General features: G+C 72.2%; 20 protein-coding genes and 1 pseudogene. 16 read left to right on the forward strand and 5 right to left on the reverse strand.

Features of this window, described 5'->3' with window-relative positions:
* Nucleotides 1-183 precede the first annotated feature (183 nt).
* The 3 genes from AC07F0_RS10255 (at nt 184) to glmS (ending at nt 3,954) form a co-directional block, all read left to right on the forward strand.
* Nucleotides 184-1,203 (forward strand): ATP-binding cassette domain-containing protein, encoded by a 1,020-nt coding sequence (locus tag AC07F0_RS10255; RefSeq protein ID WP_478976683.1) that lies wholly within the window; start codon nt 184-186, stop codon nt 1,201-1,203.
* Nucleotides 1,200-2,009, forward strand: coding sequence for an ABC transporter permease (locus AC07F0_RS10260; RefSeq protein ID WP_478976686.1), 810 nt, complete (start codon nt 1,200-1,202; stop codon nt 2,007-2,009). Before AC07F0_RS10255 ends, AC07F0_RS10260 begins: the two co-directional genes overlap by 4 nt.
* A 97-nt stretch (nt 2,010-2,106) precedes the next feature.
* Nucleotides 2,107-3,954 (forward strand): glutamine--fructose-6-phosphate transaminase (isomerizing), encoded by a 1,848-nt coding sequence (glmS, locus tag AC07F0_RS10265; protein WP_478976689.1) that lies wholly within the window; start codon nt 2,107-2,109, stop codon nt 3,952-3,954.
* 57 nt (nt 3,955-4,011) lie between these two features.
* Here glmS and AC07F0_RS10270 read toward each other — a convergent pair whose 3' ends face one another.
* Both AC07F0_RS10270 and AC07F0_RS10275 read right to left on the reverse strand, forming a co-directional pair.
* Nucleotides 4,012-4,359: a hypothetical protein gene (locus AC07F0_RS10270; protein ID WP_150482538.1), complete on the reverse strand. Its 348-nt coding sequence runs from the start codon at nt 4,357-4,359 to the stop codon at nt 4,012-4,014.
* Nucleotides 4,360-4,452: 93 nt separating this feature from the next.
* Nucleotides 4,453-5,118: an ankyrin repeat domain-containing protein gene (locus AC07F0_RS10275; RefSeq protein WP_478976691.1), complete on the reverse strand. Its 666-nt coding sequence runs from the start codon at nt 5,116-5,118 to the stop codon at nt 4,453-4,455.
* A gap of 285 nt (nt 5,119-5,403) precedes the next feature.
* Here AC07F0_RS10275 and AC07F0_RS10280 point away from each other — a divergent pair, with 285 nt between their 5' ends.
* The gene (locus AC07F0_RS10280; RefSeq protein WP_086565408.1) at nt 5,404-5,775 is read left to right on the forward strand and encodes a holo-ACP synthase; all 372 of its coding nucleotides are present in this window, start codon (nt 5,404-5,406) and stop codon (nt 5,773-5,775) included.
* 55 nt (nt 5,776-5,830) lie between these two features.
* Nucleotides 5,831-6,835: a BtrH N-terminal domain-containing protein gene (locus tag AC07F0_RS10285; protein ID WP_478976693.1), complete on the forward strand. Its 1,005-nt coding sequence runs from the start codon at nt 5,831-5,833 to the stop codon at nt 6,833-6,835.
* Between the two features lie 40 nt (nt 6,836-6,875).
* On the opposite strand, the gene AC07F0_RS10290 is transcribed toward AC07F0_RS10285, so the two are convergent.
* Nucleotides 6,876-8,030, reverse strand: coding sequence for a hypothetical protein (locus AC07F0_RS10290; RefSeq protein WP_478976696.1), 1,155 nt, complete (start codon nt 8,028-8,030; stop codon nt 6,876-6,878).
* A 160-nt stretch (nt 8,031-8,190) separates the two neighbouring features.
* On the opposite strand from AC07F0_RS10290, the gene AC07F0_RS10295 reads away from it, so the two are divergent.
* From AC07F0_RS10295 to AC07F0_RS10325, 7 genes and pseudogenes are all read left to right on the forward strand, one after another.
* Nucleotides 8,191-9,651 (forward strand): NAD(P)H-hydrate dehydratase, encoded by a 1,461-nt coding sequence (locus AC07F0_RS10295; RefSeq protein ID WP_478976699.1) that lies wholly within the window; start codon nt 8,191-8,193, stop codon nt 9,649-9,651.
* A 341-nt stretch (nt 9,652-9,992) separates the two neighbouring features.
* Entirely contained in the window at nt 9,993-11,162 is a 1,170-nt protein-coding gene (alr, locus tag AC07F0_RS10300) for an alanine racemase (protein WP_478976702.1), read from the forward strand.
* 122 nt (nt 11,163-11,284) lie between these two features.
* Nucleotides 11,285-12,544: an alpha/beta fold hydrolase gene (locus AC07F0_RS10305; RefSeq protein ID WP_478976705.1), complete on the forward strand. Its 1,260-nt coding sequence runs from the start codon at nt 11,285-11,287 to the stop codon at nt 12,542-12,544.
* Nucleotides 12,510-13,031, forward strand: coding sequence for a tRNA (adenosine(37)-N6)-threonylcarbamoyltransferase complex ATPase subunit type 1 TsaE (gene tsaE, locus AC07F0_RS10310; RefSeq protein ID WP_478976707.1), 522 nt, complete (start codon nt 12,510-12,512; stop codon nt 13,029-13,031). The genes AC07F0_RS10305 and tsaE overlap by 35 nt, the downstream gene beginning before the upstream one ends.
* Nucleotides 13,032-13,173: 142 nt before the next feature.
* Nucleotides 13,174-13,341, forward strand: a complete 168-nt coding sequence (locus tag AC07F0_RS10315) for a hypothetical protein (RefSeq protein ID WP_436727538.1) — start codon at nt 13,174-13,176, stop codon at nt 13,339-13,341.
* 357 nt (nt 13,342-13,698) lie between these two features.
* Nucleotides 13,699-14,007, forward strand: a complete 309-nt coding sequence (locus AC07F0_RS10320) for a hypothetical protein (RefSeq protein WP_478976709.1) — start codon at nt 13,699-13,701, stop codon at nt 14,005-14,007.
* Between the two features lie 55 nt (nt 14,008-14,062).
* Nucleotides 14,063-14,890 (forward strand): annotated as a pseudogene (locus tag AC07F0_RS10325) (IS5 family transposase).
* A gap of 76 nt (nt 14,891-14,966) precedes the next feature.
* Here the strand turns inward: AC07F0_RS10325 and AC07F0_RS10330 are convergent.
* Nucleotides 14,967-15,524 carry a hypothetical protein gene (locus tag AC07F0_RS10330; protein ID WP_478976711.1) on the reverse strand — a complete coding sequence of 186 codons (558 nt, stop codon included), beginning with the start codon at nt 15,522-15,524 and terminating at the stop codon, nt 14,967-14,969.
* Nucleotides 15,525-15,661: 137 nt separating this feature from the next.
* Here AC07F0_RS10330 and tsaB point away from each other — a divergent pair, with 137 nt between their 5' ends.
* From tsaB to AC07F0_RS10350, 4 genes are read left to right on the forward strand one after another with little or no spacing between them, the layout of a single operon-like run.
* Complete coding sequence (gene tsaB, locus AC07F0_RS10335) at nt 15,662-16,315, forward strand: tRNA (adenosine(37)-N6)-threonylcarbamoyltransferase complex dimerization subunit type 1 TsaB (RefSeq protein WP_436727540.1); 654 nt, start codon at nt 15,662-15,664, stop codon at nt 16,313-16,315.
* Between the two features lie 29 nt (nt 16,316-16,344).
* A complete protein-coding gene (gene rimI, locus AC07F0_RS10340; RefSeq protein WP_478977254.1) occupies nt 16,345-16,842 on the forward strand; it encodes a ribosomal protein S18-alanine N-acetyltransferase in 498 nt (165 codons plus the stop codon).
* Nucleotides 16,835-17,929 (forward strand): tRNA (adenosine(37)-N6)-threonylcarbamoyltransferase complex transferase subunit TsaD, encoded by a 1,095-nt coding sequence (tsaD, locus tag AC07F0_RS10345; RefSeq protein ID WP_478976714.1) that lies wholly within the window; start codon nt 16,835-16,837, stop codon nt 17,927-17,929. The genes rimI and tsaD overlap by 8 nt, the downstream gene beginning before the upstream one ends.
* A complete protein-coding gene (locus AC07F0_RS10350) occupies nt 17,926-18,183 on the forward strand; it encodes a hypothetical protein (RefSeq protein WP_478976717.1) in 258 nt (85 codons plus the stop codon). Before tsaD ends, AC07F0_RS10350 begins: the two co-directional genes overlap by 4 nt.
* Before the next feature lie 9 nt (nt 18,184-18,192).
* Here the strand turns inward: AC07F0_RS10350 and AC07F0_RS10355 are convergent, their stop codons facing one another.
* The gene (locus AC07F0_RS10355) at nt 18,193-20,514 is read right to left on the reverse strand and encodes a beta-xylosidase/alpha-l-arabinosidase (protein WP_478976720.1); all 2,322 of its coding nucleotides are present in this window, start codon (nt 20,512-20,514) and stop codon (nt 18,193-18,195) included.
* Nucleotides 20,515-20,614: the final 100 nt, after the last annotated feature.

The following is a 20,614-nucleotide window of genomic DNA, read 5'->3' on the forward strand; positions in this document are numbered from 1 at the left end:
GAGAGATCACAGTCCATTGTTACGGCCGTACGAACGGACGGTGAGGTGGGATCCGTCACGCAGCGTCCTCAGGCCTTCCCATTCGCGAGGAAAGCGACCAAGGGGAGGAATGTCAGTGGCGTGCGTCACAGTTGTGGGAGAGGTGGGCCCGGGCCGGGGTCCAGGAACGCCGAGGGGTGACCCATGACGTATGCGATAGAAGCGGAAGGCCTGGTCAAACGGTTCAAGGAGACCGAGGCGCTGGCCGGTGTCGATCTGGCGGCCCGCAAGGGCACGGTGCTTGGGCTGCTGGGGCCCAATGGCGCCGGGAAGACGACCGCGGTGCGGATCTTCGCGACGCTGCTGCGCCCGGACGGGGGCTCGGCCCGGGTGGCCGGTCACGACGTGGTCCGCGAGGCCGGGGTCGTACGGGCCACGGTCGGGCTGACCGGGCAGTACGCGGCGGTCGACGAGAACCTGACCGGCACGGAGAATCTCCTGCTCATCGGCAGACTGCTGGGTCTGCCGAGGCGGGAGGCCAAGGCGCGGGCCGGTGAGCTGCTGGAACGCTTCCAGCTGACGCACGCGGCCGGCCGGGCCGCGAAGACCTTCTCCGGAGGCATGCGCCGGCGCCTGGACCTCGCGGCCAGCCTGGTCGGACGGCCCAGCATCCTCTTCCTCGACGAGCCGACCACGGGCCTGGACCCCCACAGCCGCGGCGAGCTGTGGGACCTGCTGCGCGGCCTGGTCGCGGACGGTGCGACCGCCCTGCTGACCACGCAGTACCTGAACGAGGCCGATGTGCTCGCCGACGACATCGTGGTGATCGACAAGGGCCGGGTGATCGCCGAGGGCGCGCCGGACCAGCTGAAGGCCCAGGTCGGCGGCCAGGTGCTGGAGCTGCGGCCGATCCTCGGGCAGGACCTCGCGCGGGCGCACGCGCTGGTGGCCGGGGCCGCCGGCCCGGAGACCCGGATCGAGGGCGAGAGGATCACCGCTCCGGTGAAGGACCCCGAGCTGATGCCGGCCGTCGTGCGCGCGCTGGACCGGGAGGGGATCGCGGTGGGCGAGCTGGCCCTGCGCCGCTCCTCGCTCGACGAGGTCTTCCTCGCCCTGACCGGCCACCGGGCCGAACCGGGTGAGCCCGAACAGGACGGCGGCACGGCCGTCCGGGACGAGGGCGAAGGCGAGGGCGAGCTGGAGAAGGCGGTGAGCCGCTCATGACCGCCACCACCATCACCGCGCCGGTCACCGCGTCGGGCCGCGTGCCGCCCCTCGCCGGGCTGCGGCAGACCTTCACGATGGCCTGGCGGAGCCTGGTCGCCGTCAAGCACAACCCGCTCGAACTGGTCGACTACAGCATCACGCCGATCATGTTCGTCTTCCTGTTCACCTACGTGCTGGGCGGGCAGATGGCCGGATCGCCCGAGGCGTATCTGAAGTACGCGCTGCCCGGGATCATCGTGCAGAACACGCTGTTCATGACGATGTACACGGCCATGGCGCTCAACACCGACCTCACCAAGGGCGTCTTCGACCGGCTGCGCAGCCTGCCCATCGCGCGCTCCGCCCCGCTGATCGGGCGGATCACCGCCGACCTCGCCAAGCATGTGTGGGCGATGCTGCTGATGATCGGCCTCGGACTGGCCCTCGGCTTCCGCATCACCGGCGGCTTCGGCGGGTTCCTGCTCGGCGCGCTGCTGCTGGTGGTGTTCGCCGCGGCCGTGTCGTGGTGCGCGGTGCTGATCGGGATGATGGCCGGTGACGCGGAGAAGGTGCAGGCCTTCGCCTTCACCCTCATCTTCCCGATCACCTTCACCAGCAGCGCCTTCGTCGTCGTCGACACCATGCCGGGCTGGCTCCAGGCGTGGAGCGACGTCAACCCGGTCACCCACCTGTCCGACGCCTTCCGCGGGCTGCTGCTCGGCGGGGCGGTGGCGGAGCCGGTGCTGTGGTCGCTGGTGTGGGCGGCGGGGATCGCGCTCGTGTTCTATCCGCTGGCGATGAGGGCGTACCGCGCGAAAGTGTGAGAACGAGGGGTCAGGCCTTCGTACCCCGGTGGGAATTTCCGATTTCGGGCACGCAACGGCAGGTTCGGCGCGGGAAACGACCCTAAGCTTGCGGCCCATGTGTGGAATCGTGGGATACGTGGGGCTGCAGGCGGCGCTCGAGGTCGTGACGGCCGGGCTGAAGCGGCTGGAGTACCGGGGGTACGACTCGGCGGGCGTCGCCGTGCTGGCCGACGGCGGGCTGGCGACGGCAAAGAAGGCGGGCAAGCTCCTCAACCTGGAGAAGGAACTGGACGGCAGGCCGCTGCCGACGGGCACGACGGGCATCGGTCACACGCGGTGGGCCACACACGGCGGCCCGACCGACGCCAACGCCCACCCGCACATCGACAACGCGGGGCGGGTCGCGGTCGTCCACAACGGCATCATCGAGAACTTCGCCCTGCTGCGGGCCGAGTTGGAGGAGCGGGGGCACGAGCTGACCTCCGAGACCGACACCGAGGTCGTCGCGCATCTGCTCGCCGAGGAGTTCTCGTCGTGCGCGGACCTCGCCGAGGCGATGCGGCTGGTGTGCCGGCGGCTGGAGGGCGCGTTCACGCTGGTCGCCGTGCACGCCGACGAGCCGGACGTGGTGGTGGGCGCGCGGCGGAACTCGCCGCTGGTGGTGGGCGTCGGAGAGGGCGAGGCCTTTCTCGCCTCGGACGTCGCCGCGTTCATCGCCCACACGCGGTCGGCGATCGAGCTGGGACAGGACCAGGTGGTGGAACTGCGCCGCGACGGCGTGACGGTGACGGGCTTCGACGGCCGCCCCGCCGATGTCCGCTCGTACCACGTCGACTGGGACGCGTCGGCCGCGGAAAAGGGGGGCTACGACTACTTCATGCTCAAGGAGATCGCCGAGCAGCCCAAGGCGGTCGCCGATACGCTGCTGGGCCGGATCGACGGCTCGGGTTCGCTGACCCTTGACGAGGTGCGGATCCCCGCGGGGGTGCTGCGGGAGATCGACAAGGTCGTCATCGTCGCGTGCGGTACGGCCTTCCATGCCGGGATGATCGCCAAGTACGCCATCGAGCACTGGACGCGTCTGCCGTGCGAGGTGGAACTGGCCAGTGAGTTCCGGTACCGGGATCCGATCCTCGACGCGCAGACCCTCGTCATCGCCATCTCCCAGTCCGGCGAGACCATGGACACGCTCATGGCGCTGCGGCACGCCCGCGAGCAGGGCTCCAAAGTGCTGGCGATCTGCAACACCAACGGCTCGACGATCCCGCGCGAGTCGGACGCGGTGCTGTACACGCACGCCGGTCCCGAGGTGGCCGTCGCCTCCACCAAGGCGTTCCTGACGCAGCTCGTCGCGTGTTACCTGGTCGCCCTGTATCTGGGCCAGGTGCGGGGCACCAAGTGGGGCGACGAGATCCGGGCGGTGATCCGCGACCTGTCCTCGATCGCCGGAGCGGTGGAGCAGGTGCTGGGCACGATGGAGCCGGTGCGGGAGCTGGCGCGCACGCTCGCCTCGAAGAACACGGTGCTGTTCCTCGGCCGGCATGTGGGGTATCCGGTGGCGCTGGAGGGCGCGCTGAAGCTCAAGGAACTGGCGTACATGCACGCCGAGGGGTTCGCGGCGGGGGAGTTGAAGCACGGCCCGATCGCCCTGATCGAGGAGGATCTGCCGGTGGTCGTCGTGGTGCCGTCGCCGCGCGGGCGGTCCGTGCTGCACGACAAGATGGTGTCCAACATCCAGGAGATCCGGGCGCGGGGCGCGCGGACGATCGTCATCGCGGAGGACGGGGACGGGGCGGTGGCGCCGTACGCGGACCACTTGATCCGGGTGCCGGCCACGCCGACCCTGCTCCAGCCGCTCGTGGCGGCGGTGCCGCTCCAGGTGTTCGCGTGCGAACTGGCGACGGTTCGCGGGAACGAGGTGGACCAGCCCCGGAACCTGGCGAAGTCGGTGACGGTGGAGTAGCGGAACAACGGAAAAGGGCGAACGGCCGGTCGCCGTTCGCCCCCGTGCAGTCGGCGACTACCAGTTGATGCAGGTCTTCGGGACCCAGCCGTTCACCTTGTCGCCGCCGTAGTACCACATGTTGCTCTTCTTGCCGCAGGCCTTGTAGGAGCCACCCTTGTAGGCCTTGCCGTCGTTGCAGATCCCGCCCCGCTTGCCCTTGCCCCAGATGCCGAGGGCGGTGGCGGACGTCTTCGGCGAGGTGCGGACCTTGACGGTCTCCTTGGCCTTGACGTTGACGATCGCCTTGCTGCAGTCCTTCGGCGGGGCCGCGGCGGCGGTGCCGGCGGTAGCGACGGTGCCGGTGAGGGCAGTTGCGAAGAGAGCTATCGAAGTGGCCGCGGTCCCCAGCGACTTGAACTTCATGGTGGTGCGTTCCTCCCGTTGCGTGCGATGCGGTTTGCACATCGCGGTCATCCCGAACTGTACAAGGGGGAGGGGGAGTTCACGTTCAGGGGTTCAGTAGGGGAAGGTCCAGGGCGGCGGCGGCTTGGGGCTGTAGGGAAGCTTGGTCCAGCCGTCGGGGGTCACGTGGTAGAAGTCCCCGTTGTCGCCGTCCATCCGCGAGCTGCCGTGCACGTGCACGATGTCCGCGTGGAGGCGGTAGTGAAAGCCTCCCATCATGCCGACCACCCGGAAGAAGATCCGCACGTCCCGACCCTCCGTCAGGGGGGACAGCGGTGGCAGGAGGTGCTCGATCTCGTCGAAGCAGCTGCCGGTGCGCTCCCGCAGCATCGCGTGGAAGTGGCGCTCCAGCGCGTCGGCGGGGGTGGGAAGCTGCCGCACCGCGACCGGCTCCAGGAGCTCCAGCAGATGCGTGTGACCCCGCTCCCGGGCGATGTCCACCGGGCGCCGTCCGTCCCGGGCGCGCTGGGTGCGCCAGGCGCCGTGCGCGATCAGCCGGGAGACGACCGCGATCGTGGCGCCGTGCCAGGCGGCCTGGTGCAGCGGGGCGAACCCGCTGCGGTTCCCGGGGCGGGCGAGATTGACCCGCTCGGGATGCTGCGCCAGCTCCCCGAACAGGCCGTCCCAGTCGGCGTCCCGGGCCAGGTCCGAGAACCGGTCCCGCTCCTTCAGGTACCAGTCCCCGTAGCGCTCGCGGTCGGTGAGGCCGTCCCATTCCATGCCGATCATGCTAGTGCCGCGGCAGGCAACGTTCGCCCGTCAAGGAGCGGCGTCCGGTGCGTGCTCTGGGGGCCCCGGCCGAAGGCTGGGGGAGTGCCGGCCGGAAGCCCTCGTACGGGACGTACTCGGGCTTTCGGTCGGTGCGGCGAGTGGGGGCACCTCCCACGCCCTTGAGGCAGTGGGGGAGCGTGCCGGGCGTCGCGACGGGGCGGACGTTGCCTGCCGCGGCACTAGTCACCACCGTCGAGGCCGAAGGCGGTGGAGTCTCGCCGTAGGGTGCTGCGCATGAGCATCATCGGGGTCGGGATCGACGTTGCCGAGATCGATCGGTTCGCGGCATCGCTGGAGCGTACGCCTGCGTTGGCCGGACGGCTGTTCGTGGAGCGGGAGTTGTTGCTGCCCAGTGGGGAGCGCCGGGGGGTCGCCTCCCTGGCTGCGCGGTTCGCCGCCAAGGAGGCACTGGCCAAGGCGCTCGGTGCGCCGCCCGGGCTGCTCTGGACCGATGCCGAGGTGTGTGTCGAGGACAGTGGGCAGCCGTGGCTGCGGGTGACCGGGACCGTGGCCGCGCGCGCCGCAGAACTCGGCGTGCGGTCCTGGCACGTGTCCCTGAGCCATGACGCCGGTGTCGCCTCGGCCGTGGTGATCGCGGAAGGATGAGCCGGGTGGCCGGGGAGTTACGCGTGGACCACAGGAGCGCGCCGGAGGGCTTGGTGTGACCACGGTGAAGGGCGTCGACCCCCGCGGTACGCAGCACTGCGAGACGTCGGCTCTGGGTGTGCTGCTGCGGCATCAGGGGATCGACCTGTCCGAGCCCATGCTCTTCGGCCTCGGGTCCGGGCTGTCCTTCATCTACTGGGACAGCAAGAACATGGACTTTCCCTTTCTCGGCGGGCGGGTCAAGCCCTTCGAACTCACCAGGAACCTGGCCGCCGGGCTGGGGCTGGAACTCGCGGTCCAGGAGACCGGCTCCGCCCGTAAGGCCTGGGAGAGCGTGGCGAACGCCATCGACGCCGGACTGCCCGTCGGGCTCCAGCTCGACAGCCACCACCTGGACTACTTCACCTCGAAGGTGCACTTCGGCGGTCATGTCGTCGCCCTGTACGGCTACGACGAGCACGACGCCTACCTGGTGGACACCGGCCAGCAGGGCGGAGCCGTGTCCACCAGCCTGAGCAGCCTCGCCCGGGCCCGGGCCGCGCGCGGGCCGATGACCGCCAGGCACCGGTCCTTCACGCTCACCGTCGCCGGGAAGGTGCCCTCCCTGGAGAGCCGGATCATTCCGGCCATCACTCGATGCGCCGACGCCTTCCTCGACCCGCCCATCGCCAACCTCGGCCACCGAGGCATCGAGAAGGCCGGGAAGCTCGTACCCGGCTGGCTCCGGCGCACCGACGCCCCCCGGCGGGACCTGCCGCAGGCCGGCCTCCTCATGGAGAAGGCCGGCACCGGCGGTGCCTTGTTCCGCAACCTCTACCGCGACTTCCTCGCCGAATGCGCCCAGTTGGTCGACAGTGGCCGTCTGCGCACCGGCCACAGGCTGTACTCGGAAGCGGCCGGCTTGTGGACGCAGGTCGCGGCGCTCATCACGGACGCCGGTGAGTCGGGCGATGAGCAGTGCCTCGCACGGGCGGGCACCGTCCTCCACGACATCGCGCGCATCGAACGCGAAGCCATGGAGGCGCTGAGCCACCTGCGTGCCGAAGCCCCCGCCGGGTGAGGGCGAGGGCTCCACGGGCCAGGGCTTCGCGGGCGCGGCGTCAGCAGATCGTCTGGCTGCTGTTCACCCGCGTGATGTTGCGGAACGTCGTGTTCTCACCACACGGGCTCTCCCTGATGGCCGAGTTGGTGACCGTCAGGTTCTGGATGGTGATGTCCTTGTTGTTCGGGAACTCGGAGCGGGCGGCCAGGCGCAGTTCGCCGCCGCCCGAGATCGTGCCGCTCCGCGCGGCGAGGCTGACGTTGTAGCAGTTCTCGATCAGGACCGAGTTGTTGCCGGTATTGGAGATCGTCACCTTGTCGATCGTCGCCCCGCCGCTCTCCGAGACGCAGAACACCCCGCGTCCGCCGCCGCGCGCGATGACCTCGCCGACCCGGATGTTGGTCGGGTAGCCGCTGCCGACCCGGCCGTTGCGGTTGGCCATGCGGAAGGCGGCGTAGCCGGTGCCGGTGCCGGCGTTCTCGGCGTCCACCTTGGTGACGCTCGCGTTGATGGTCTGATTGAGCAGCAGGCCGGACTCGCCGACGTTGCGGGCGGTGACCGTGCCGATGGTGATGCCGTCGACGCCGTAGGTCTCGACCGCGTGGCTGGACGCGCCGGAGACGAAGACGTTGTCGATGCGGACGTTGCGCGTCCACTGGCTGGTGTCGCCGCGGTTGTCGATGCGGACGCCCAGGCCGCGGGTCAGGCGCATGTCTATCTGGCCGAGCACGACGTTCTGCACGTTGCGCAGGAAGATGCCGTAGAGCGGGGTGCCGGTGAGCTTGAGGTTCTGGACCTCGACGTCGCGGGTGCCGCGGGAGTAGACCGGCGCCTGGTCACCGGAGCCGCTGCCGGTGACGTTGATGGTGCCGCAGACGTCGAGGACGGTGTAGCTCGGGAGCGAGATGCGTGAGCCCGCCGAGATCGAGCCCGAGCCGCGGACCACGACCCGCTCCTTCGACGTGCGGCCCGAGGAGAGGCTGTTGACGGCCGCCTGGACGGCGGCGCGCATGTCGGTGCCGGTGTAGACCGTGCTGCCGCCGCGCCGGGTGGTCCAGTTGGCGCCGCTCTGCACGGCCTCGGCCTGGTAGGAGCCGTCCCCGCAGGCCGCCGCTCGTGTGGGCGCGGCGGTGGCGGGTGCGGTGAGGGTGCCGGCGGCGGTGAGGACGGCGGTGGCACCGGCGGCGGCGAGGAATGCGGCTCTGCGTCCCATGGTGGCCTCGGTTTCGTCGAATGTGGGGGGTGTGCAAGCGCTTTCTGCGCGGCCGGTGAGTCTGGCAAAGGGCAGGCAAAGCGTCAATGGACGCGACACGGTCCGCAGTTACGCGGGATACGGGGGAGTGGCCGGGCGGTCCTACGGGAAACTCGACCGCATGCGTAGTGCGTACAGCGTGGAGACGGTCAGGACCGCCGAACGGGAGCTGATGGCGCGGCTGCCGGAGGGGGCGCTGATGCAACGCGCCGCCGCCGGACTCGCCGCGGCCTGCGCCGACCTGCTGGGGCGGGTGTACGGGAGCAGGGTCGTGCTGCTGGTCGGGAGCGGGGACAACGGCGGTGACGCGCTGTACGCGGGGGCCCGGCTGGCCCGGCGCGGGGCCGGCGTCACTGCGGTGCTGCTCGCGCCGGAGCGGGCTCACGCCGGGGGCCTCGCGGCGCTGCGGCGGGCCGGGGGGCGGGTCGTGAGCGCCGGTGGGGCCGAAGGCGCCGGCGAGGGCGCGCAGGCTGTCGAGGAGCTGGTCGAGCGGGCGGATCTCGTCGTCGACGGCATCGTCGGGATCGGCGGGAAGGGCGGGCTGCGGCCGGACGCGGTGCCGCTGGCCGCCGCCGCCGAGCGGTCGCGGGGCGCCGTGGTCGCCGTCGATCTGCCGAGCGGGGTCGACGCCGACACCGGGGAGGTGCGCGGCGCCGCGGTCCGGGCCGATCTGACGGTGACGTTCGGCACGCACAAGCCGGGGCTGCTGGTCGATCCGGCGCGGGAGTACGCGGGGTCGGTGCGGCTGGTCGACATCGGTCTCGATCTGCCGGCCGAGCCGGAGCTGGAGGCGTTGCAGCACGCGGACGTGGCGCGGCTGCTGCCGGTGCCGCGGGCCGAGAGCGACAAGTACCGGCGGGGTGTCGTCGGTATCGCCGCGGGGTCCGCGCGCTACCCCGGCGCCGCCGTGCTCGCCGTCGCGGGAGCGCTGCGGGGCGGGGCCGGGGCCGTGCGGTACGTCGGGCCGGCCGGGGCCGCCGTCCTCACACGGTTCCCCGAGACCCTCGTGTCGGACCAGGGGCCGAATAACGCCGGGCGGGTGCAGGCGTGGGTCGTCGGGCCGGGGGCCGGGGACGACGCGGCGACGGTCGGGGAGGTGCTGGCGGCGGACGTCCCGGTGCTGGTCGACGCGGACGGGCTGCGGCTGGCCGAGGCGGCAGTCGTACGGGCGCGGCGGGCGCCGACGCTGATGACGCCGCATGCCGGGGAGGCGGCGGCGCTGCTCGGGGTCGACCGGGAGGAGGTCGAAGGCGGGCGGCTGGCCGCGGTGCGGGAGCTGGCCGGGCGGTACGGGGCGACCGTGCTGCTCAAGGGGTCCACGACGTTGGTCGCCGACTCGGGGGGCGGTGCGGTGCGGGTGAATCCGACGGGGACGTCCTGGCTGGCCACGGCCGGGAGCGGGGACGTGTTGTCGGGGCTCGCGGGGTCGTTGCTGGCGGCGGGGCTTTCCGCGGTGGACGCGGGGAGTGTGGGGGCGTATGTGCACGGGCTGGCCGGGAGGCTCGCGGCGGACGGGGCACCGGTGGGGGCGCATGACGTGGCGGAGGCCGTGCCGGAGGCTTGGCGGAATGTTCTGGGCTGAGTGAGAGGGCGTGCTGGGGGCCGGTGGGGTGCGCCGTGGGAGTGGGTCGCCCCCCTCTCCTCCCCTCCCCTTTCCCCTTCCCGTTCGCGTTCCGAGTCCGGGGCCTGCCGCGCCCGGGCCCCTGGGCGAGCTGGTCCCGGGCGTCGCGCCGGGGCCCGCGCGCCCCTGGTCCGTCGACACGCCCGGCCAGGCGCTGCCGCCGGTGGTGTACACGCCGTCGGCCGATGAGGAGGGCCGTCGAGCCGCGCGCCGCGGGGGAGGGGACGTACGCGCTCGTCGAGCACGTGCCGTCGGGGGCCGCCGCCTCGGGCGGGTCGGGCACCTCTGAGACACTGGGCGCGATGAGCGAGAGAACAGCCCCGCGGACCGCGCCCCTGCGGGCCCGAGCGGAGATCGACCTGGCCGCCCTGCGGGCCAATGTGCGGGCGCTGCGTGCCCACGCGCCGGGCGCTGCCCTGATGGCCGTGGTGAAGTCCGAGGCGTACGGCCACGGGGCCGTGCCGTGTGCCCGCGCGGCCGTCGCCGCGGGAGCGGACTGGCTGGGCACGGCGACGCCCGAGGAGGCCCTGGCCCTGCGGGCCGCCGGGCTGCCGGGCCGCATCATGTGCTGGCTGTGGACGCCGGGCGGGCCCTGGCGTGAGGCGATCGAGGCGGACGTCGACGTGTCCGTCAGCGGGATGTGGGCCCTGACGGAGGTCACCGAGGCCGCCCGGCGGGCGGACCGGCCCGCGCGTGTGCAGCTCAAGGCCGACACCGGCCTCGGACGGGGCGGCTGCCAGCCCGGGGAGGACTGGGCCGGGCTGGTCCGGGAGGCGCTGCGCGCCGAGGCCGAGGGGCTTGTGCGCGTCACGGGGCTGTGGTCGCACTTCGCCTGCGCCGACGAACCCGGCCATCCCTCCATCGCCGCCCAGCTCGGCCGCTTCCGGGAGATGGTCGCGTACGCCGAGGAGCGGGGCGTCCGCCCCGAGGTGCGGCACATCGCCAACTCTCCGGCCACGCTCACGCTGCCCGAGAGCCACTTCGACCTGGTCCGCACCGGCATCGCCACCTACGGCATCTCGCCCAGCCCCGAGCTGGGCACCCCGGCCGACTTCGGGCTGCGCCCGGTGATGACGCTCTCCGCCTCGCTCGCCCTGGTCAAGCAGGTGCCGGGTGGGCACGGTGTCAGCTACGGCCACCGGTATGTGACGCCCGGCGCGACCACTCTCGGCCTCGTCCCGCTGGGTTACGCCGACGGCATCCCGCGGCACGCCTCCTCGGCCGGGCCGGTCCTGGTCGAGGGCAAGTGGCGCACGATCGCGGGGCGGGTCGCCATGGACCAGTTCGTGGTCGACCTGGGCGGCGACGAGCCCGCGCCGGGCGCCGAGGCGGTGCTCTTCGGCCCGGGGGACCGCGGCGAGCCCACGGCCGAGGACTGGGCGCAGGCGGCCGGAACCATCGCCTACGAGATCGTGACCCGGATCGGAACGCGCGTTCCTCGCGTCTATGTGAATGAGGAACAGGACGGGTAACTCGCACAGAGGACCGGTCACGCCCAGCACGACACGCACCCTGACAACACCAGCACCATCAGCACCACCATCAGCACCACCAGCAGCAGCATCGGCAGCAGCCCGGCGAAGAGGAGCGGTACGTGAGCGAGAGCAGTGCGGAGGTCGTCGCGAATGCCGCCACCGCGGCCGTCGCGGTCTCCGCCGCGGGGGCGGCGGGGGGCTGGCGCAGGGCGACCGGCATCGCCGGTGTCGCGATAGGCGTGGTGGCCGCGGGCGCGGCCGCGGGCGTCGCCCTGGAGCGCATGACGGTCGGCCGGGGCATGCGCCAGAAGGCCCGGCTCGCCCTCGACTCCGCGGGGCCCTACGGCTCGCTGCGCGGCATGCCAGGCAAGGCGTTCGCCGACGACGGCACGGAGCTGTACTACGAGGTCGACGACCTCGACCCGGAGGCCGCGCCCGCCGCCATCGGCCCGCGCCGCCGCAGGCTCTTCGGCCGGAAGGCCCCCGCCCCCGTCACCGTCGTCTTCAGCCACGGCTACTGCCTCAGCCAGGACTCCTGGCACTTCCAGCGGGCGGCGCTCAGAGGCGTCGTACGGACCGTGCACTGGGACCAGCGCAGCCACGGCCGGTCCGGGCGGGGCGTGGCCCAGGGGCGGGACGAGCCGGTCACCATCGAGCAGCTGGGCCGCGACCTGAAGGCCGTCATCGACGCGGCCGCGCCCGAGGGGCCGCTCGTGCTGGTCGGGCACTCGATGGGCGGCATGACGGTGATGGCGCTGGCCGACCAGTACCCCGAGCTGGTCCGGGAGCGGGTCGTCGGGGCCGCCTTCGTGGGGACGTCGTCGGGGCGGCTCGGCGAGGTCAACTACGGGCTTCCGGTGGCCGGGGTCAACGCGGTGCGGCGGGTGCTGCCCGGCGTGCTGAAGGTGATGGGGCAGCGGGCCGAGCTGGTGGAGAAGGGGCGCCGGGCCACGGCGGACCTGTTCGCCGGGGTCATCAAGCGGTACTCGTTCGCGTCCCGGGACGTCGACCCGGCCGTCGCCCGGTTCGCCGAGCGGATGATCGAGAGCACGCCCATCGACGTGGTCGCCGAGTACTACCCGGCGTTCAACGACCACGACAAGACGGAGGCGCTCGGGTGTTTCGCGGACATGCCGGTGCTCGTCCTGGCCGGGGTGCAGGATCTGGTCACGCCGAGTGAGCACAGCGAGGCCATCGCCGATCTGCTGCCGGAAGCCGAGCTGGTGCTGGTGCCGGACGCGGGGCACCTGGTGATGCTGGAACACCCGGAAGTGGTCACCGACCGCCTCGCCGACCTGCTCACCCGCACGGGTGCCGTGCCCGCAGGAGCTACCGTGAAGGGCTATGGAAGCACCAGCAGCACCGCACAACCCGGCTGAGCCCGGATCCGTCCAGATCGTCGTCACCTCCCCCGAGCAGATGCGGGAGCTGGGCCGCCGGCTCGCGAAACTGCTGCGCGCCGGTGACCTGGTGATGCTCAGCGGGGAGCTCGGGGCGGGCAAGACGACGCTGACGCGTGGGCTGGGCAAGGGGCTCGGCGTGCGCGGGGCCGTGACCTCGCCGACATTCGTGATCGCCCGGGTGCATCCCTCACTGGGCGAGGGGCCGCCGCTGGTCCATGTCGACGCGTACCGGCTGTCCGGCGGGCTGGACGAGATGGAGGACCTCGATCTCGACGTCACGCTGCCCGAGTCCGTGGTCGTCGTGGAGTGGGGCGAGGGCAAGGTCGAGGAACTGACCGAGGACCGGCTCCAGGTGGTGATCCACCGCGCGATGGGCGACACGACCGACGAGGTCCGGCAGATGACGATCACCGGTGTGGGGGAACGCTGGGCTTCGGCGGACCTGAGCGTGCTCGCGGCGTAGCTCCTGACGCGTGGTGTTTTGATGAACGTTCCGACAAGGCGTCGGCAAAATGTTGCGTACGGCGTCTTGTGCGTGGTCACATGGTATCCAGTCCGTAGTTAGGTGTACCTAACTACGTCCGCCCCGCCTTCGGGAGGCGTCCATGTCGGCTACAGAGAGCAAGGGGCAACCGCTGCCGTTCGCGGTCGCCGGGGTGTCCATGCGCGACCTGCTGGCGGCGGGCGAGGCGGCTGCCCTGATCTCCACGCCCCCGCGGGCACCCGAGCCGGAGCTCACGGAGCCGGCGGCGGACCACCGCGAAGCGGCGTAGCGGCCCGGCGGACGATCACGGCCTTGCCGTCCCGGTGGCCTAGCGGCCGGCGGCCCGGTGGTCTTGCCGCCTTGCCGTCCTGGTGGCCTAGCGGCCGGCGGCCCGGTGGTCTTGCCGCCTTGCCGTCCTGGTGGCCTTGCGGCCCAGGGGTCCGGCGGCCCGGTGGCCCGGCGACTGGGCGGCCTTGCGTCCCGGCGGCCTAGCGGCCCGGCGGACGATCGGCGACCTGGCGACTCTGCGGCCAGGTGGCCTAGGACGTTTCCTCCGGATCAGTGACGGGAGCATAGGCAGCTGGCGAGCCGATACCCGGTGGGGATGGGGGCCGTACGTGTTCGAGCGAGGCGTACGATGCCTGCCGTGGATGCCTCACACGACAACTTGCGGTGCGGGCTCTGTGGGCAGGTTATGGATGCCCAGCACGAGCAGAACCATGAGGAACCGGTGGTCAGCGCCGGCAGGAGCATGGAGTACGTCGTTATCGAACTGCGTGGAGCAACTGCTCATTGTCAAGCCATCCATGACCCGTCTCGAATGTTCAAGACCGGGGCCGACGTGCTGGCGGAGCAATTGGGGATTGCCCTGCCCAATCTTCTTGGCTGCCACTACACGTGCTGGGAGACGCCTGGGGAATACGGTATCTTCCGGCGTGCCTTCGAACTGGTCTGACCTGTGACAGTGCGCCGGACCGTTTCAATTGGATCATCTGATCGTTGACTGATGTGTGTCGTTGAGTGACGCCCAGTGGGCAAGGATCGAGCCGTTGCTGCCGGACCGGGCTCCGAGGCGGGGCGGGCGGTGGCGGGATCACCGGCAGTTGATCGACGCGATCGCGTTCAAGTACCGCACCGGCATACCGTGGATGGACCTGCCCAAGCGCTTCGGGTCGTGGAAGGGCGTCCACAACCGGCTGCGGAAGTGGGCCGCCGACGGCACCTGGGAGCGCGTGTTCACCGCTCTGCTGGCCCAGGCCGACGCCGAAGGCGATCTCGCCTGGGTCGTCGCGGTCGACTCCACCATCGTCCGGGCTCATCAGCACGCCGCCGGGGCCCGTCAAAAGGGCCCCGGCCGGCGAGCCGGACCATCATGCGCTCGGACGGTCCCGCGGCGGTCTGACCACGAAGATCCACCTCGCCGCGGACAGCCGCTGCCGTCCGCTCGCTTTCGTCCTCACGCCCGGCCAGGCAGGGGACGCCCCCGCATTCGCCCAGGTCATGGCCCGCCTGCGAGTGCCGCGGCCGGTCGGCCGGAAATGGCCCTGGCCGATAAGGCGTACTCGTCCCGGGCGATCCGCGGTCATCTGCGGCGGCGTGGGATCCGGGCAGTGATCCCGCAGCCCGCCGACCAGGCCGCGAACCGCAAACGGCTCGGCCGCTTCGGTGGCCGTCCGCCGGCCTTCGACAGCGAGGCATACAAGCAACGCAACACAGTCGAGCGGTGCATCAACAGGCCCAAGCAGTGGCGCGGTCTGGCCACCCGCTACGACAAGACCGCCACCATCTACCTCGCCGGACTCCACATCGCCGCCATCTTCATCTGGTCCGCGCGGTGATCCGAAAGAAACTGCCTAGGGGTCCGAGGTCCGCGGCGTGCGGCCTGGCGTGCCCCTGACCCAGCGGCCCGGCCGCCTAGCGCACCACCACGACCTTGCGGCCGATCGTCGCGAACGTCCACATCGCCTCGCCGTCCGCGCGGGACTCGCGGATGCCGCCCGTGCGGGCCTTCGGGGCCGGGGCGGGGGGCGAGTCGTTCACGGCTGCGCTGAAGCCGATGACCACGTCGTCCACGGTGGTGAAGCGCACGACGTGTTCGACGGGGACGCCGTCGGAGCCGGTGACCGCGTTCGAGCGGGACGTGACCGAGTAGGAGCCCGGGGCCGGGTCCACCGCGCTCGGGGCGACCTTGAACGTGCGGGTGACCGCCTCGTCCCCGCCGACCAGCCACACCCGGTTGGCGCGCAGGGAGTAGACGACCCGTGCGCCCTTGCCGGAGCCGTCGGGCAGTGCGGCGGGGTCCTTCCTGGCCTGGTGCGGCGGCTTCGAGACACCGGCCGCCGGGGCGGCGCCCGCCTGTGACCTGCCCAGGCCGGCCGGGAGCGTCTGTGACGCCTGGTGGGCGAGGTAGCCGACCGTCGCCAGGGCCGCGGCGGTGAGCGCGGCCACGATCCCCGAGCTGCTGACTGCCACCGGCTCCCACCTCCGTGATGTACGTCCCTGTCGCGCACGGTGCGTATGCGGCGCCGTGACGGAAGGTGACGGTAGCAGCAGGTGACGGCCCGACAGGTACGTCCGACACGAGCCCCGGGGAGCCGTAGGCTGTTTGCGTGCTCTTGCTCGCTCTGGATACCGCCACCCCCGCCGTCACCGTCGCGCTGCACGACGGCCGGGACGTCATCGCCTCGTCGAGTCAGGTGGACGCGCGCCGGCACGGGGAACTGCTGCTGCCGGCGATCGACCGGGTGCTCGCCGAGGCCGGTCTGAAGCTCGACGCCGTCACCGGGGTCGTCGCCGGCATCGGGCCGGGCCCGTACACCGGGCTGCGCGTCGGTCTGATGACCGCCGAGACCTTCGGGCTCGCGCTCGGCGTCCCCGTGCACGGCGTGTGCACGCTGGACGGCCTCGCCTACGCCGCCGACCTGGAGGGCCCGTTCGTCGTGGCGACCGACGCCCGCCGCAAGGAGGTGTACTGGGCCCGCTACGCCGACTCCCGCACCCGCGTCACCGACCCGGCGGTCGACCGGCCCGCCGACATCGCCGAGCAGGTCGCGGGGCTGCCCGCGGTCGGCGCGGGCGCGCTGCTGTACCCGGACACCTTCCCCCAGGCGTACGAGCCCGAGCACGTGTCCGCCGCCGCGCTCGCCCGGCTGGCCGCACAGCGGCTGGCGGCGGGCGAGGAACTCCCCGCGCCTCGGCCGCTGTATCTGCGCCGCCCCGACGCCCAGGTCCCCAAGAACTACAAGGTGGTCACCCCCAAGTGACCGGGTCCGAGACGTGTGTGCTGCGCGAGATGCGCTGGTGGGACATCGACCCCGTGCTGGAGCTGGAGCGGGACCTGTTCCCCGACGACGCCTGGTCGCGGGGCATGTTCTGGTCCGAGCTGGCCCATGCGCGCGGGCCGGATGCGACCCGGAAGTACCTCGTGGCCGAGGCGGGGGAGCGGATCGTCGGGTACGCCGGTGTCGCCTCCTCCGGCGAGCAGGCCGACATCCAGACCATCGCCGTCACCCGGGAGTACTGGGGGACGGGACTGGGCGGCCGGCTCCTCACCGAACTGCTGCGGGCCGCGACCGCCTTCGAGTGCGCCGAAGTGATGCTGGAGTGCCGGGTGGACAACGTCCGCGCGCAGAAGCTCTACGAGCGCTTCGGCTTCGAGGCCATCGGCTTCCGGCGCGGCTACTACCAGCCGGGGAACGTGGACGCCCTGGTGATGCGACTGACCACGAAACCCGACAGCGGCTCCGCCGCGGGTTCGGCTCCCGTACAAGGAACCCAGACCAATGACTGACTCTCGCGACGAGCCGCTCGTCCTCGGCATCGAGACCTCCTGCGACGAGACCGGCGTAGGCATCGTCCGCGGTACCACCCTGCTCGCCGACGCCGTCGCCTCCAGCGTCGACGAGCACGCCCGCTTCGGCGGTGTCGTGCCCGAGGTCGCCTCCCGGGCGCACCTGGAGGCGATGGTCCCCACCATCGACCGCGCGCTGAAGGAGGCGGGCGTCAACGCCCGCGACCTCGACGGCATCGCCGTCACCGCCGGTCCCGGCCTCGCCGGTGCCCTGCTGGTCGGCGTCTCGGCGGCGAAGGCGTACGCGTACGCGCTCGGCAAGCCCCTGTACGGCGTCAACCACCTCGCCTCGCACATCTGCGTCGACCAGCTGGAGCACGGCCCGCTGCCCGAGCCGACCATGGCGCTGCTGGTGTCCGGCGGCCACTCCTCGCTGCTGCTGTCCTCGGACATCACCTCCGACGTCCGCCCCATGGGCGCGACCATCGACGACGCGGCCGGTGAGGCCTTCGACAAGATCGCCCGCGTGCTGAACCTGGGCTTCCCGGGCGGCCCGGTCATCGACCGGTACGCACGCGAGGGCGACCCGGACGCGATCGCCTTCCCGCGCGGCCTGACCGGTCCGCGCGACCCGGCTTACGACTTCTCCTTCTCCGGGCTGAAGACGGCCGTGGCGCGCTGGATCGAGGCGAAGCGGGCGGCGGGGGAGGAGGTCCCGGTGCGGGACGTGGCGGCCTCCTTCCAGGAGGCGGTCGTGGACGTGCTGACCCGCAAGGCCGTCCGGGCCTGCAAGGACGAGGGCGTCGACCACCTGATGATCGGCGGCGGGGTGGCCGCCAACTCCCGGCTGCGCGCCCTGGCCCAGGAGCGCTGCGAGGCGGCCGGGATCCGGCTGCGGGTGCCACGGCCCAAGCTGTGCACGGACAACGGCGCGATGGTCGCCGCGCTCGGTGCGGAGATGGTGGCCCGGAACCGGGCCGCGTCGGACTGGGACCTGCCGGCCGACTCGTCCCTGCCGGTGACGGAACCGCATGTCCCGGGCCACGACCATGTGCACGAGATCAGCAAGGAGAACCTCTACTCGTGACGGTCGCCCTGATGTGGGAGGCGCGGGCCGTGCCCGGCCGGGGCGAGGACCTGCTGGCCTGGGCACAGGCGCAGGAGCTGCCCCGCGCACCCCTGCGTCGGGAGACCCTGCGCGCTCCCCAGGACCGGGTCCTCGTCATCACCTGGTGGGACGCCCCCTACGATGCCGAGCTGCCGGAACTGCCGGAGCCGGACGGGGAGTTGGTCACACGGGCCGTGCACCGGTGGCGGTTCGAGTCGGTCGGCGCCGACTGACCCGCACCGTCACCCGGCGTCCGTCACCTCCGTCTCGCACCGCAGCCGCCGGTCGGTGCCGAGCACCCGGACCGGGCCTGTGAGCGTGAGGTGGGCCGTGTGGCGTACGTCCGCGCTGGACGCCGCGAGCCGTAGTTCCAGGGCGCCCGGTTCGACCACCCTGCGGCCTGAACGGTCGGTGAACGCCGACAGGTCCGTGTGGAAACGGAACCGCACCCGGGCCGCCTCCCCCGGCGCCAGCCGCACGCGCTGGTAGCCGATCAGCCGTACGTCGGGGCGGGTCACCGACGCCACCGGGTCGTGGAGGTACAGCTGCACGACCTCCGCGCCCTCGCGGTCGCCGGTGTTGCGGACGGTCACCGAGACGTCGTACGTCCCGTCCGTGCCGATCTCCGCCGGCTCCGCGCCGCCCGTGCCGTCCTCCCACGCGAACGTCGTGTACGAGCGGCCGTGTCCAAAGGCGTACAGCGGAGTCGGGTCGAGGTTGCTGACCTCGCCCGCGAGGCCGAGGGGCGGCTGGAGATAGGTCCAGGGCTGGCCGCCGGGTGCCTGCGGGACGCTCACGGGGAGGCGGCCCGAGGGGGTGACGCGGCCCGACAGCACTCCCGCCACCGCCGGGCCGCCCTCCTCCCCCGGGAAGAACGCCTGGACGACCGCGCCCAGGCGGCCGTGCCAGCGGCCGAGGGCGTAGGGACGGCCGGTCAGCAGCACCAGCACCACGGGCACGCCCGTGGCCACCAGTGCGTCCAGCAGCTCGCCCTGGGCGCCCGGCAGGGCGAGGTCCGTCGCGTCGCAGCCCTCGCCCGAGGTGCCGCGGCCGAACAGGCCCGCCCGGTCGCCGAGGACCGCCACGCACACGTCCGCCTCGGCGGTACGGGCGACGGCCTCCTCGAAGCCGGAGGTGTCCGGGTCCGTCACGTCGCAGCCCGGCGCGAACGTCACCTTGGCGTCGGGCAGTTCGGTGCGCAGGGCGTCGAGGACGGTCGGGATCTCGATGCCGGTCGGGACGCCGGGGTGGTGGGTGAGGACGTGGGAGGGGAAGGAGTAACAGCCCAGCATGGCCAGGGCGTCGGCCGCCCTGGGGCCGATCACCGCGATCCGGGTGTCGGGGGCGAGCGGGAGCAGGCCGTCGGGGTTGTCGAGCAGGACGACGGACTCCTCGGCCATGCGGCGAGCCAGGATCCGGTTGCCCGTCGAGTCGAGGTCGACCGTGCCGGCCGGCTCGGGGGTCCAGTCCTCGTCGAGCAGGCCCAGTTCGCACTTCTGGAGCAGGACGCGGCGGGCCGCGCGGTCCACGAGCTCCTCGGGGATCTCGCCCGAGCGGACCGCGTCCACCAGCGGATCGCCGTAGCACTTCAGGCTCGGCAGTTCGACGTCGATGCCGGCCTCCAGGGCCGCGTGGGCCGCCTCGGCCGGGGTGCCGGCGACCCGGTGCAGGGTCTGCAGGAAGCCGATGCCGAAGTAGTCCGCGACGACCGTGCCGGTGAAGCCCCACTCCTCGCGCAGGAGCCCGGTCAGCAGCTCGGGGTCCGCCGAGGCCGGCACGCCGTCCCGCTCCGTGTAGGCGGCCATCACCGAACGGGCCCCGCCCTCGCGCAGCGCCATCTCGAAGGGCGGGAGCGTGACGTCCGCGAACTCGCGGGTGCCGGCCCGTACGGGCGCCAGGTTGCGGGCGCCGGCCGAGGAGGCGTACCCGGCGAAGTGCTTCAGCGTGGCGACGACCCCGGCCGACTCCAGGCCCCGCACATAGGCCGTACCGACCGTGCCGACCAGATACGGGTCCTCGCCGATCGTCTCCTCCACCCGGCCCCAGCGCGGATCGCGTACGACGTCCAGGACGGGCGCGAGCCCTTGGTGCACGCCGGCCGAGCGCAGGTCGGCGCCGATGCGGCGGGCCATCTCCTCGACCAGCGGGGGATCCCAGGTCGCTCCCCAGGCCAGCGGGACCGGGTAGGCCGTGGCCTGCCAGGCGGTGAAGCCGGCCAGGCACTCCTCGTGCGCGACCGCCGGGATGCCGAAGCGGCCGGCCTCGGTGATACGGCGCTGGGCGCGGGCCAGAGCCTGCGCGCCCAGCGCCGGGTCCACCGGGGCGGTGCCGAAGGAGCGCGTGAGCTGGCCCAGGCCGCGGGTGATCAGTTCGGCCCATGCCTCGTCGGAGTACTCGACCGTCATGTCGTGCTGATGCGGAGCGACTCCGTCGCCGTCCGTCGCGGCGCCCACCCACACGCCGTACAGCTGGGCGGCCTTCTCCTCCAGGGTCATCCGGGAGAGCAGATCGTCGACGCGGGCGGCGGCGGGCAGGGCGGGGTCACGCCAGGGCGCGGTGGTCATGAAGCTCCTGTCGGGTGGACGGACGGCCCTCTCACGAACGGTGCTCACGAGCGTTCTCACGCCCGGTTCAGCGAATGTTTCGGTCAGTATGTCGAATGTT

The organism is Streptomyces sp. NPDC045955 (genome assembly GCF_056430805.1).